This window comes from Paenibacillus donghaensis (genome assembly GCF_002192415.1).
Taxonomy (GTDB): domain Bacteria; phylum Bacillota; class Bacilli; order Paenibacillales; family Paenibacillaceae; genus Paenibacillus_AQ; species Paenibacillus_AQ donghaensis.
On record NZ_CP021780.1, the window covers coordinates 8,127,287 to 8,141,449 of the forward strand.

8 protein-coding genes and 1 pseudogene are annotated in these 14,163 nt (G+C 54.5%); all 9 read left to right on the plus strand.

Features of this window, described 5'->3' with window-relative positions:
* Positions 1–333 precede the first annotated feature (333 nt).
* The 9 genes and pseudogenes from B9T62_RS36830 (at position 334) to B9T62_RS36870 (ending at position 13,986) form a co-directional block, all read left to right on the plus strand.
* Positions 334–1,557 (plus strand): phosphoenolpyruvate hydrolase family protein, encoded by a 1,224-nt coding sequence (locus B9T62_RS36830; RefSeq protein ID WP_245864250.1) that lies wholly within the window; start codon positions 334–336, stop codon positions 1,555–1,557.
* A gap of 80 nt (positions 1,558–1,637) precedes the next feature.
* Positions 1,638–2,846 (plus strand): annotated as a pseudogene (locus B9T62_RS36835) (Tm-1-like ATP-binding domain-containing protein).
* 15 nt (positions 2,847–2,861) lie between these two features.
* Positions 2,862–3,692 (plus strand): phosphoenolpyruvate hydrolase family protein, encoded by an 831-nt coding sequence (locus B9T62_RS36840; protein ID WP_087919791.1) that lies wholly within the window; start codon positions 2,862–2,864, stop codon positions 3,690–3,692.
* A gap of 168 nt (positions 3,693–3,860) precedes the next feature.
* On the plus strand, positions 3,861–6,254 hold the full coding sequence (locus B9T62_RS36845) for a GH36-type glycosyl hydrolase domain-containing protein (protein WP_087919792.1): 2,394 nt from the start codon (positions 3,861–3,863) through the stop codon (positions 6,252–6,254).
* A gap of 19 nt (positions 6,255–6,273) precedes the next feature.
* Positions 6,274–6,846, plus strand: coding sequence for a GNAT family N-acetyltransferase (locus B9T62_RS36850; protein ID WP_087919793.1), 573 nt, complete (start codon positions 6,274–6,276; stop codon positions 6,844–6,846).
* Positions 6,847–7,288: 442 nt separating this feature from the next.
* Positions 7,289–8,671, plus strand: a complete 1,383-nt coding sequence (locus B9T62_RS36855) for a DUF2399 domain-containing protein (RefSeq protein WP_169834497.1) — start codon at positions 7,289–7,291, stop codon at positions 8,669–8,671.
* Entirely contained in the window at positions 8,647–10,107 is a 1,461-nt protein-coding gene (locus B9T62_RS36860; RefSeq protein WP_087919795.1) for a hypothetical protein, read from the plus strand. The genes B9T62_RS36855 and B9T62_RS36860 overlap by 25 nt, the downstream gene beginning before the upstream one ends.
* Complete coding sequence (locus B9T62_RS36865) at positions 10,100–10,774, plus strand: hypothetical protein (RefSeq protein WP_087919796.1); 675 nt, start codon at positions 10,100–10,102, stop codon at positions 10,772–10,774. Before B9T62_RS36860 ends, B9T62_RS36865 begins: the two co-directional genes overlap by 8 nt.
* A gap of 2 nt (positions 10,775–10,776) precedes the next feature.
* The gene (locus B9T62_RS36870) at positions 10,777–13,986 is read left to right on the plus strand and encodes an AAA family ATPase (RefSeq protein ID WP_087919797.1); all 3,210 of its coding nucleotides are present in this window, start codon (positions 10,777–10,779) and stop codon (positions 13,984–13,986) included.
* Positions 13,987–14,163: the final 177 nt, after the last annotated feature.

Here is a 14,163-nt window from a genome sequence, read left to right on the forward strand (position 1 = left end):
GAACAGAGATACAGCCGAGCGAGCGTCAGGGGAATCCTGGGTTTGCTCGGTTTTTTCGAAATATAAGAAATTATATGTTCTACACTATTATTTATCCTTCTATTTTTCGCAGAAACGGATGCCTGAAAGCGATACGTAGTATCGCTGCTTCGGAAGCATACGCTTTGCAGAGGACGGCGAAGCCGTTTCTTCTTAAAAGATAAGAATTTATATGCTTCGCGCAATGAATTATCCTTATCTTTCTCGCTGAAACGCCCCGTCCTATAAAAGGACGGCGTAGCCGTTTCCACTTGTTCGGCGGAGAATGCAATGACTAAGATAGGAGGGGATCTTATGGCACACACCTATGGATTCATGACAAACCGCTCAACCATCCTCAGAAATCTTAAGGCGCAGCTGGAAAAGGGTCATCCCATCATCGGCGTAGCGACAGGCACGGGGATTACGGCCAAGGTTGCGGCACAAGGCGGAGCGGATTTCATTATGGTATTGAATTCCGGCAAGTTCCGGCAGATGGGCCGAAGCTCTTTGGCGGGATTCCTGCCGTTCTGCAACAGCAATGATATGGTGATGGAGTTTGCCTCGCGTGAGATTATTCCACTGGTGAAGCAGGTTCCGATTATTTTTGGACTGAATGCCACCGATCCGACGAAGGATATGACCACGTATATTCAGCAGATCCGCAGCAGAGGCTTCGCCGGGATCAACAACTATCCGACAGTCGGACTGTTAAGCGGACAGTTCAGGGAAGCCCTGGAAGAGGAGGGCTCTTCCTATCTGCTGGAGGTCGAAGCGATCCGGACCGCCCATGAGCAGGGGCTGTTTACGCTTGCATTCGTATTTGATGAAAGGCAGGCAGAGCAGATGATCGGGGCTGGAGCGGATGTGATCTGTGTGCATCTCGGGCTGACGGAAGGCGGATTACTCGGTGCCCGCAAGGTGTTGTCTCTGGAGGCGGCCAAGGTTAGGGCGAAACGGATATTCGAGGTCTGCAACAGGCTGAAGCCGGAGCTGATCAAGCTGGTATACGGCGGTCCGGTCAAAACTCCGGTGGATGTTCAATATATGTACAGCGGCAACACAGATCTGATGGGGTACATCGGCGGTTCTGCTTTTGAGCGGATTCCCTCCGAGAAGTCGATCACGGACATCACCAAGGCTTTTAAGAGCAAGGGCAAGCTGGATGAGGATGAGCTGATGGTCAAGATGCTGGACGGTGTAACCAAACACTACGATTATGTGGATTTCGTCAAAGAATATGTGGCCCAGAATTATATGAACGAGGTATCCTTCACCGATCTGGCCGGGGTAGCGCATGTCTCGCGCAGCTATTTAAGTACCTTGTTCAAAAAACAGGTAGGCTGCAGCTTCCAGACCTACCTCATCCAATACCGCGTCGACCGGGCGGCCGAGCTGCTGGAGATCGGGAATCTCCGCTTGGCGGAGGTGGCTCCCCTGGTGGGCTACCCGGATTATGCCCAGTTCAGCAAAATGTTCAAAAAGTACAAGGGTTTCTCACCCAAACAGGTTAAATCGAACATAAACACAAAAACATAGCACATAAAAGCGTTTTCAATGCCGCTCTAAACCTCTATGCTTAACTTATCCGCAATTCAGAGACATGAGGAGGCTGAACCATGAAGACCATTGCCATTGCCGGAACCTTTGATACCAAAGGGGAGGAATATCTCTATATCAAACAGCTGATCGAACAATTGGGACTACAGGCATTTACGATTCATACCGGGGTGTTTGAGCCGGCGTTCACACCGGATGTGTCCAACCGGGAAGTGGCGGAAGCCGCCGGAATCGACATGAAGGTGCTTGCTGGCCGGAAGGACAGAGCGCTGGCAACGGAAGTGTTGTCCAAAGGGATGGAGCGGCTTGTGCCTGAACTGTATAAGCAAGGAAAGTTCGACGGCATTCTCTCCTTCGGTGGAACCGGCGGGACGTCGCTGGTGGCTCCGGCGATGCGCGCGCTGCCCATTGGCGTGCCCAAGGTGATGGTATCTACTGTAGCCTCTGGCAATACCGCTCCCTATGTCGGTACCAGCGACATGGTGATGATCCCTTCTGTTGTGGATGTATCCGGGCTGAACTCCATTTCGACGAAAATCTTCAGCAATGCCGTGTTTGCCATTGCCGGCATGGTTACTTTTGAGAACACACAGGTCATTGAGGAGAAGCCGCTGGTGGCTGCAACCATGTTCGGAGTAACCACTCCCTGTGTGACCGCGGCGCGCAAATACCTGGAAGAGCGCGGGTATGAGGTGCTGGTGTTCCATGCTACAGGCATAGGCGGGCAGTCGATGGAAGCGCTGATTGATGCCGGATTCATCCAGGGCGTGCTGGATCTGACCACTACGGAATGGGCCGACGAGCTGATCGGCGGTGTACTGGCTGCGGGCCCGCACCGGCTGGAGGCGGCTTCAAGGAACCGGGTGCCCCAGGTGGTTTCGGTAGGCGCGCTGGATATGTGCAATTTCGGGCCGTATGACAGCGTGCCGGAATAATTTGCGGGTCATAAGTTCTATCGTCATAACCCGACGGTAACCCTGATGCGGACCACGGTGGAAGAGAATGAGCAGATCGGCAAGAAGCTGGCCGAGAAGCTGAATATGGCCCGGGAGCGCACCGTCCTGATGCTGCCGCTGCAAGGCATCTCGGGTATTGATGTGGAGGGGGAAGCCTTCTATGGTCCGGAAGAGGACAAGATGCTGTTCGATACTCTAAGAGCAGGCGTGGACCGGAGTGTAGTCGAGCTGATCGAAATGAACTGTGCGATTAATGATGTGGAGTTCGCGGAAGCCGCAGCCCAGAAATTAATTGACCTGATGGATCATTAAGGAGGAGAGAATACGATGAACAAACAGACAAGAACAGAAATCATGGCCAAGTTCAAGGAAGAGGTGGCTGGCGGCAAGATTCTGCTTGGCGTAGGTGCAGGTACAGGCATTACAGCCAAAAGCAGTGAAGCAGGCGGCGCCGATATGCTGATCGTCTACAATTCCGGCAGATACAGAATGGCGGGACGCGGCTCGCTGGCGGGACTGCTGTCTTATGGGGATGCTAATCAGATTGTGGTGGAGATGGGCTCTGAGGTGCTGCCGGTGGTGAAGCATACTCCGGTTCTGGCAGGCGTCTGCGGAACAGATCCGTTCCGGGTGATGGAGGTCTATCTGAAACAATTGAAGGAGCAGGGCTTCAACGGAGTGCAGAATTTCCCTACCGTCGGTCTGATTGACGGCGTGTTTCGGCAGAATCTTGAAGAGACGGGAATGGGATACGATCTGGAGGTAGAGATGATTCGCACGGCGCATGAGCTGGACCTGCTGACCACTCCCTACGTATTCGATGCCGAGCAGGCCAAAGCGATGGCAGAAGCCGGAGCAGACATTCTGGTGGCGCATATGGGACTTACGACCAAGGGTACCATCGGCGCGGTCACAGCGCTTACCCTGGATGATTGTGTGGAGCGGATCGAACAGATTATTGCCGCAGGCCGGGCGGTCAACCCGGAGATTATGGTCATCTGCCACGGCGGGCCGATTGCCGAGCCGGAGGATGCCGCCTACGTGATTGCCCGGACTGACGGAATTGACGGTTTCTTCGGTGCCTCCAGCATCGAACGGTTCGCTGCCGAGAAGGGCATCCGCGAGCAGACGGTATCCTTTAAGTCGATTACGAAATAAACAGGCTGCATTGGCACAAGCCCACTCTGGAGGCCTTATCATTGGCGTACCTGGGTGGGCTTTATATTTGCCTGTGAACGGTGAACGGCAGCGCTTCCGCTTCCAGCGGTCAACTCTCTTGAAATAAGGTATAATCTAGGCAAACGCTTACGAAAGAGAGGGAAGACAATGATCCGTGCAACAGAAGATCAGGAATATTATGAGTTAAGCAGCCCGACAGCGCTGCCGAAGGCCTCGGGGTTCCTGTGGAATGAGCAGATGATGGTCCATATGAATTGCCGGGGGTATGCGGTGGCGCAGTTTATGCAGCCGGAGCCGGCCAAATATTCCCATGCCCCTAATCTGGAAGCGAAGACATTCATGCAGCCGGAGCAGCCGTATTATGCCCATCATCCGGGGCGGTTTCTGTATGTGAAGGATGAAGAGAGCGGTGCGCTCTTCTCCGCGCCTTATGAACCGGTCCGTGTGCTGCCCGATCAATACACGTTCGCCATCGGCAAACATCAACTCGTCTGGAAGCTGGAGCATAACGGCATCGGCGTCGAGATGAGCCTCAGTCTGCCCAGAGTCGATGCCATGGAGCTGTGGCGGGTGAGGGTGACCAATCTTTCGGGGCAGAAGCGGAACCTCAGTATTTATCCCTATTTTACTGTAGGCTACATGTCCTGGATGAATCAATCGGGGGAATATAATGAAGCTCTGCAGGCGGTTGTATGCTCCTCGATCACGCCTTACCAGAAATATCAGGAATATGACAGAATCAAGCGGCTGAAGGACCGGACCTTCCTGCTCGCTGACCGCCAGCCGACCGCATGGGAAGTGAATAATGAAGCTTTCGAAGGAGAAGGCGGAATATCAGCCCCCTCGGCGATCCTGCAGGAACGGTTGTCCAAGGGAGAAGCACGCTATGAGACGCCTGTTGCTGTGCTGCAATACAGCCTCAGCCTGGAGCCGGGAGAGGAGCAGGAATACCGCTTTCTATTCGGACCGGCCAAGGATGAGCAGGAGATAACACGTGTTCGCCAAAGTTATTTCCTGGACAGGAATTCCGCCGGAGAAGATGGCTTCGTGCAAGCAGAACGCGAATACGCCGAATATATCCGTGAGGGCCGGGGCAGCATCGCGATCCACACGCCTGACCCGGATTTCGATAACTTCGTCAATCACTGGCTGCCGCGGCAGATGTATTATCACGGACAGACCAACCGGCTGACAACCGATCCGCAGACCCGCAACTATCTGCAGGATCAAATGGGCATGAGCTATATCAAACCGAAGATGGCCAGAGCGGCTTTTCTGACGGCCCTCAGTCAGCAGATTGTGAGCGGAGCTATGCCGGACGGGATTATTCTGCATGAGGAAGCCGAGCTGAAATATATCAATCAGGTTCCGCATACCGACCATTGTGTCTGGCTGCCGGTCTGCCTCAGTACCTATCTGGATGAAACGAATGACTATGGCATACTGGAGGAACTGGTGGTTTTTGCCGAGAGTGAAGAGGTTGCCTCTGTGCATGAGCATATCAACCGGGCCATGGATTGGCTGCTTCAGGCTAGAGATGAGCGGGGGCTGAATTATATCGACCAAGGCGACTGGTGTGACCCAATGAATATGGTGGGTTATAAAGGCAAGGGCGTCTCGGGCTGGCTGACGATTGCTTCTGCGTATGCCTTTATGATCTGGGCGGAGATCTGTGAGCGGAGCGGGCAGCTTCAGAACAGTGAGGAGTACCGGCTGGCCGCGCAGGAGACCAATGCTGTAATCAACGAATATCTGTGGGACGGCAACTGGTATGCACGCGGGATTACGGACGATAATGTGGTATTCGGGATCAGCGAAGATCAGGAAGGCCGCATCTATCTGAATCCCCAAGGGTGGTCGCTGCTAAGCGGGGCTGCCGATCTGGAGAAACAGCAGAAATTAATCCGAGCGGTGGAAGAACAGCTGGAAACCCCATATGGAGTAGAAAAGCTGGCGCCCGCCTACACCGCCATGCGCGAGGACGTTGGCAGAGTGACCCAAAAGCATCCAGGCACCGCAGAGAACGGTTCCGTCTACAATCATGCGGCTGCTTTTTACATCTACGCGCTGTATGCGGTGGGAGAGCGGGAGGACGCGTACCGTCTGCTGCGGAAGATGCTTCCGGGACCGGATCAGGAGGATATTCTCAGGCGCGGCCAGCTGCCGGTGTTCATCCCCAACTATTACCGCGGGGCCTATCGGCAGATCCCGCATACGGCGGGGCGGTCCAGCCATCTTTTTAATACAGGCACGGTTCCTTGGGTGTACCGCTGTCTGATCGACGGATTGTTTGGCCTGCAGGGCAATCGTGAGGGGCTTCAGGTTAAGCCGCAGCTTCCTGCGGACTGGCAGGAGGCCAGCGTCACACGTTGGTTCAGAGGTGTGGAGCTGCAGATTGAAATGAAGCGGGAGGCAGGCGTATCTGCCACGCAAGTTTATGTGGATGGCCGACATTTGGTGGATGGGATCATCCGAGATTTGAATTCTGACGCCGGAGAAGTTAAAGTGATGGTCAAACTGCCGGTGGCGGAAATGGAATAGTTGGAGGAGACAACACAGCATGAATGCAGAGTATAAGTTTGATGAGTTTCCCCGGTTTGAGCTGGAACGCGTCATTCTGCGCCGAGCAGAGGAAACCGACAGCGAGGATCTATATAAGCTATATTCCGATGAAGACGTTGTAAGATATATGCCATTTTCACCGTTTGCTTCGATTCAGGAGGCGAAGGATGAAATGGGCTGGTATACGCGGATTTTTGCTGAGCGATCGGGCATGCGCTGGATGATTGAAGACAAGCAGTCCGGGCGGGTGATCGGAACCTGCGGGTTCCTGGAGAATGAGAAGGATCATAACCGCGCGGAGATCGGCTATGATCTGGCTACCGGGTTCTGGGGCCGGGGGATTATGGCTGAGGTGATCAACCGGGTGCTCGAATTCGGATTCGCGGCGCTGAAGCTGAACAGAATCGAAGCCAAGGTAGAGCCGGATAACCTGGCATCTGCCCGTCTGCTGGACAAGCTGGGTTTCGTCAAGGAAGGCGTCTTGAGGCAACATGAGTTTGAAAAAGGGAGATATGTCGATATCGCCGTCTACTCGATCCTGAGTAGAGAATATTCTCCCGCAGGCCGATAAGCCTGTATAGGTGGTATTTATTAAACCTGGATTCACCTGCGCTAGGCGTAGGTGAATCCAGGTTTTTTTGATGGAAGGATTGGGGGGCGGGTGGGTAGCCGCAGCGGCGAGGGCATGCGAATAAAAATAAGGGATAAATCCCGTAAATTTAGCGAGTGGAGGCACATTCGAGTAAAAATAAGGGATAAATCCCTTAAATTCAGCGCGCTGGGCTACATTCGAGTAAAAGTAAGGGATAAATGTCATAAATTTAGCGAGTGGAGGCACATCCGAGTAAAAATAAGGGAAATACCCCCTAAATTTAGCGCACCGGCCCACTCCCAGTAACATTCACCTGCGGTATAGTAGTTTTTTTGCTAGAATTAATATATCTATGTTGTGTAAGAAAATTGGTATTTAATGGTCTATAATGAAAAGTGAAACGCGAGGGTTGGAAGCCACCATGGACGAAGAAGTCATTGACTATATTACTCACCATATTCTGAAGAACGGCGAGCAGCTGGAGGATATGGAGCGACATGGGGCCGAGTCCACAACAATCCAACTGGCTATCGTCAAGCGCACCGCCCGCACCTTGCGTAAGGTGGGCTTGATAACGGTTCGTCCAGACGCGCCGAGCGCCCAGGACAACGCCCACCCGGCTCCGCCGAGCGCCCAGGACAACGCCCACCCGACTCCGCCGAGCGCAGAGGAAACCGTCTGCCCGGCTCCGCCGCTGCCGCTGCTGAAATGGACGCCCGGCAAACGGGCGCTGCTTCCTGAAGACGCGCAGACCTTCAGCTGGCTGCAGGCCGGCTGGGTTCTCAAGGAGCTGCGCTTCCGGCAGGATGGCAGAAGCGTCGCGCAGATCCATTACCGCATGGGCCCGCACCTGTTCAAGCATCTCCAGGCAGAGAAGACGCAGGCGGGGCTGGAAGAACAGCGGCAGCTGGAGGCATATCAGCAGAAGGCTGGCCTCGGACTTGCCGCACTGGAAGCTCCGCTTCAGAAGCCTTCCACCCTCTTGGCGGCAATCACAGACTATATCGCCGCCAGCAGGGAATGGACCCCTCGGGAGCTGGCCCAATCCGAGCTGTTTCCGCCGAACTGGAGTGTAGCCAAGCGGATCAGGTTTCTCCATTTCGTGCTGGCGCTCAGGATGATCTCCAACCAGCAGGAGCAGTTCGACTGGAAAGAGATCGGCGCGCAATATTATGGCGTCATCGGAGGCTCCAAGGTGTTTGATGCCCATAAGGATGAATTCATTTCTTTACTCGAAGAATGGGGCGGCCAGCCGGCGGCAAGCTACGGGCTGGTTAGCCTGGGCCGGATTACGCCGCTGTATTTTGCCGGTAATCTGAACGGCACATGGTCAGGTTACCGGGCGGGGCCAGTCCACGCCCTGACCGATCTGTCGATTGCGGCGGATCATTACATTACCGATGCGACCACACTGTGGCTGGTAGAGAACCGTGCCATCCTGACCCGTGTGGCGGCTGAACGTGATTTTCTGCAGCAGACAAGCTCCTTGATCGCCTGTGTAGACGGACATCTGAGAAGCTCGCATAAGAACTTTATCCGGCAGTTGCTCGGCGGAAACGCCATTCGGCAGGTGCTGATCTGGACGGATTATGACACGGATGGCCTGTTAATCTCCGGTGAATTGGCTGAAGCAGCGCAGGGCTCCCCGGCCCGGCTGAAGTGGATCGGCCATGACCGCAAGGTCATGACCAGCTGGCCGCAATACCAGCGGTATATGCAGGTTCTTTTGCAGGAGAAGAAGCCGCTGGAGCAAGAGCAAATTGTAGGAGGTGCTGAGGATTGGAGACAGTGGATCAATCTTTAATCTCCATTTTTAATAAAGACGAGTCGGCCCCGGAGCTGCTGCAGTCCATGAGGGATATCGCCTATTTGTCAGGTGTGCTGAGTGAGCTGGGCTCCCAGAATGCGTTCCAGACACCCTCTGAGATTCTGCGTTTTCTGCGGATTATTCAGATGATTAATGAAGAGGCGCTTGGCCTCGATGAGCCGATTGAGAATGCCGACACGCTCTATTACCGTTACCGCAACCGTTACCGCGACCCCGAGCCGCCAACCCGCAAGAAGGTGGAGCAGATCATCAATGTGCTGGTCAAGTACAACTGGATTTCCAAGCAATCAAGGCAGCTGAAGATGCGTGATGTCGGCAAAAGAATGATGGATGCGCTCATCCGGCTGGCCAACGATTCACTCGCGTATTACATGCATGATGATATCGGCCGTTCGCTGTTTCAGGCCCGGCGCGATGCCGAGCTAAGTGAAGCCTATGATGATCATGGGATCTCAGGCGGCAACAAAATCGCCAGCATGATCCGCAACGTAGAGAATGCTATCCAGCTCATGAAGGAGCGGGAGCTGGAGATGCTGGCCGACCGCGGCGCGCTGCCGCAGCTGGAGATTATTCATCAACTGATGCAGGAGCTGGAGCTGAAGCTGGTGGAGCGGTTTCGCCAGTTCAGCACCCTGGAGGATAGTCTGGTGCTCAGTGATCTGATGCAGCAGGGCACGGCTGTGCTGGCCGAAGGCACGAACCTGAGTCTGGGTATGATCAATAAATATCTGAAATTCACTACCATGCAGCAGACGATGCTCACCTCTACGATCCATCCCGAGAAGGTCAGGGCATTCATCGTGCAGATGTTTGATCCTCCGCTGGAATCGGATATCCCCAATGCCCATCAGCTGCTGAGCTTCATGGAGCAGAATCAATATGAAGGCGAGGCGGCGGATGGCTTGTGGGTGCCCATTAAGTTCGCTGCGCCGCTGTCTGCCGAGGCCGTTGCGGAGTCCATAGATTATCTGGAGCATTATGAGCCCATCGTTGGCTTCATCCACGAAGAAGACGCCGAACCTGAATATATAGAAGAAGAAATTGACCTGGAGCAGCTTGGCGAAGTCATGGGGGATTCGGAATGGCTGCTTACGAAATCGATGATCCAGACCGATGCGATTGAAGCTTATATGGAAGCAGTGGAGGAAGCATCAATTGAGCAGGTAATGATCGAATCGACGTCGGCCGACTGGGCGGATGCGATTAATTCGCTAACCGCGATTGCGGCGCTGGTGGGCAATAAGAAGCTGGCTGTTGCCGAAGGCTCGGCGGATCAGGTTGCCGGAAGTCCTGTTTATGATAAAAAGTGGGAATGGGTCAGCAAAGAAGCAGGCAAAGAGCGCCTGCGCAAACGGAGTGGTTCTGCCATGGAAGAGGCAGAACCGGAAAAAGGGAGTGAAGAACATGACTGAACAGCATACAGACGCCAACATCAATCCTCTCCACGTCATGCAGTCCCTGAAAGGAATGCTGAGCGGGGACGAGGAGCTGGTCTTTATGAATATTCTATTCTCGTCTTCTGCGACGATACGTGCCGGCAATTTTGGCCTGTCCCGCAAGGAAGTCGAGAAGCAGCTGCGGATCGGGGAGCAGGATGAGCGTTTCTTTTCTTTTATACAACGTGTGAACCAGGCCGTGAGCCGGTATTTCCAGATTATCTATGATGAGCGGCGCGACCAGGTGGTTGCCATGATGAGGGTGCCGTCCCGAACCGCCCGCAGTACACTGTCGAAGGAGAGCCTGGCGATATTGCTCTTTATGTTCTATCAGCAGGAGGTGCTGCAGCATGACTTCACGCTGTTCGATCAGCTGCTGGCTGCGTTCGGGCACGAGACCACCAAGGCGAATCAGCGGATGCTGCTGAACCTGGACCAGCTGCGGAAGATCGGGGCGCTTGAGGAATACGAGACCAACTCTCCGGAGAAGGCTTATCAACTGACCGCGATCGGCACCCATATGTTCTCGGACTCTTTTCTGCGGCGTACGGTTGAATTCAGCCAGTCCAATCAATTGAACAAGGAAGAAGTGCTGAAGTTCTTCAAACGGTACAATCTCTACCAGGAAGGAGCTGGCGAATAACGATGATCCCCTGGAAAATGTGGTTCAGCGGCATCCGCGACTACGCACCGACGTATATGGATCTGTCCGGACAGGAGGAGCATGTGCTGATTACCGGGCCCAACGGAGCAGGCAAATCGACTATCACCTATTGCATGGGAGCTGTGCTCTACTCCTCCAAGGTGGAGCTGGAGGGTCTGCGCTCCCGCAATCTGGCGGCCGATGAGCCGTGGAAGGCGCAGATTCGCCTGCTGTTCAAGAACGGCGGCCGTCTGCGGATCGATGCACCCGATTATATTGAATTCTCCCTGCGGGTCCTTCAGGAGCCGGGACAACCCGTCAAGAAGGAGTTCGTAGTCTCTTCTGGCGATGACCCGGAGTCGTGGGACGGGCAGACCCGGTATACATCCGGTGACCGCCAGTATAATTTCACCTCCTACAAGCAGGACTTGCAGTACAAATACAAGATTGACCCCGACCTCTTCTACCTGATCTGGTATCAGCAGGAGGTCAACCAGTTCGCCGTGATGCATCCCGAGGAACGGTTTCGGATCTTCGCGGAGATGCACGGGATTGATCAGGTACAGCGCAACTGGGAGGAGAGCCTGGAGAAGCTGAAGGATACCCAGGAGACCTTGCGCAGTGCCGAGATCAACGTAGCCAACAAGAAGCAGCTGGTCAAGATCAAGAAATCTGATCTGGAACGCTACGAGGATAACCGCAGGCGTCTGGTAGAGGGCGGGCAGCTGTATGCCAGGTCTTTGCTTCAGCTGGAGGCGTATTATAACCGGGAACAGGAGAGCCAGCAGCGGCTGATGGAGCAGCTGGATCTGGATCTGGAGCTGCAGCAGGAACAGATCGCTGAAGTGAAGCAGCAGGAGCATGAGTTGGGTATACAGCTGGAAGACACGAAGCAGCAGATTGAACAGCAGCGGTTGGAGCTGGGCGAAGTGGAGGAGCAGTTGCATGTGCTGGACCAGATCATCCAGGAGACCAAAACGGCCATAGCCGAGCTGGAGCTTGAACTACAGCAGGTGAACAAGGAGAAGGAGCGGATTACGCGCACCGATGCCGAGGTGGAACACGGACTGGAGACAGTAGCTGCCGAGCTTGCAGCGGCTGACCGTCAGCGTGCGGAGCTGCGATCCGTACTTGACCAGAGCCGTATTCAGGAGGAACAGCACCGAAGAACGATCTATAAGCTGGAGAATACCATTGAACAGGAATATGAGCAGGAGACTGTCCATCAGTCGCGGCTACGTGAATATAATGGCAGTTATGCGGTCCAGCAAGAGCTGGACAGGCTGGACCGTTCGCTCCAGCAGGCCAAGGATCACAAGCATGAGTATGTTAACAGCATTAAGCAGCTGCGTGAGGAGCTTGCCCGGCTGCAGGAGCAACGGGACTGGTCCAGCCGGCAGAGCGAATCCCTGGCTCTGCTCTCTTCGTCCCGGATCAAGGCTTACCCGCTCAGTGAGCTGGTAGAGCTGGACAGAAGCGCTCAGGCGAAGGAAGAAGAACGGTTTAATGCAATTAAATATACCGTATTCTTTGATGGGATCCGCATGGTTCCGCCGAATGATCTCTATCACGTTCCGCTGCGCAAGGTGGTGCCCGAGCGCTCCGTGACGGAGCTGCCGGAGCTTCAGCTGCGAGTGAAGGAAGACGTGTCTGAGGACATGCTGCCCCATGCCATGAAAGCCCTATGGTGGGTGGGAGAGTTCTTCAAGGCCGTAGATCCGCGAATTGAAGACAGTGTGCTTGTGGATCGGATGGGGCTGCGCGGCCCGCAGGAGGCGGCCCGTTATATTCTGAGTGCCCGCGCATTGCTCGCCCGCAAGGATCAGATCTCCGAGCTGATCGGCAGCCTGGCAGATAAGACGGCCGAACTGGAGGTGTCGATCCTGCGGGACACCAAACGTCTGCAGGAGCTGAATAGTGTAATCCAGCTGGTGCGTGAAGCAGAGGCATTCCGCACCAAGGAACATGAGCGGGTCAGCCGCAGGCTGAAGCTGAAGCAGGAGCAGACCGCGCTGGAGGAGTTGCTGAAGCAGATTCAGGCCCTGGAGGAATCCAGGGAAACCCTGCTGAAGCAACATCTGGAGCTTGAGCATCTGCAGCGTGCACTGCAGCGGGAAGCCGAATTCTACGTGCGGCTGGGACAGCAGAAGGCGAAATACGAGGAGCTTGGGGGGAAGCAGCAGGAGCTGCAGAATCTTAAGGGCCAGGTCCGCAAGCTGCGGCAGCAGCGGGAGACTGGTGAAGAGGGGCTGAACCAGGCCGAGCGGCTGCTGCGGCGCCAGGAGCATGAGCTGCTGGAGAATGAATACCGGCTGGGACAGGAGCGGCGCAAGCTGGAGCAGATCGGAAACCAGCTGCAGACGGCGGCGGATGTGCTGGAGAATGCCCAGGGAGAGCGGGTAGGCTGTCTGAGGGAGATTGAGGATTTCCAGCAGCTCCATGCCGCTCTATATAATGAAGCTGAGGCCGAGGCCGCAGCCGATGACCTGCCGCGCCTGTCTCTGCCGCAGATAAGGACAGCGCTGGATAAGGGCCAAACCGAGTTCAATAATGCGCGGAATGAGTCAGGCATTGATCCGGCTGCGCCTGATAACTACAAGGTCATTGAAGCGGAGTTTAGCCGCATTCAGGAGGATTACAAGCGGACGGAGATCCTCTTCGAGCAGAACCAGGAGCGGACACAGCAGCTGAAGGATCAGCTGGAGACGACGATTAATATGCGGGTGCTGGAGATTCTGCAGAACTTCCGGTCCTATATGAGCCTGTTTCAATTCGAAGGTGAAATTGATTGGGATTACCATGAAGACCGCCGGGGGCGGACACATTTCAATCTCTATATCAAAGCCCGTAAGGAAGGACATCGCGGAACACTGGAGGATGTGAGCCTCAAGGCACGAGGTGGCAGAGTAGGTAAGGGGGTATCCGGGGGCGAAGAATCACTAAGCTCCCTGTTGTTTGCCCTCGCTCTGCTGCAGAATCTGCAGACGTCTCCCGGCTTTATTGTGCTGGATGAATTCGACAGCGCCTTGGACGAGCAGCGCAAGCTGAAGGTATTCGAGCTGTACGCCCGTGAGCTGAAACGCAAGCTGGTTATCCTCACGCCTAAATCGCATGAGAAGAGCTATCTGGATCGGTTCTCCAAGTCCTATGTCGTTCATCATGATCCAACGGTACCGCGCAGCAAGGTGGCAGGCTTAATCAAGAAAGGTTAGAGATTCATAGAATAATCAGCTAATAACGACGCTTTTTTCTCAGGGTGTACTTCAGCCGGATGAGAGAAAAGCGTTTTTTTATGAAAATATAAGAAATTATATGTGCCACGCTATTAATTATCCTTCTATTTCTCGCTGAACCTCTCCGTCCTTTTAAAAGGAAGGAGAAGTCGTTTC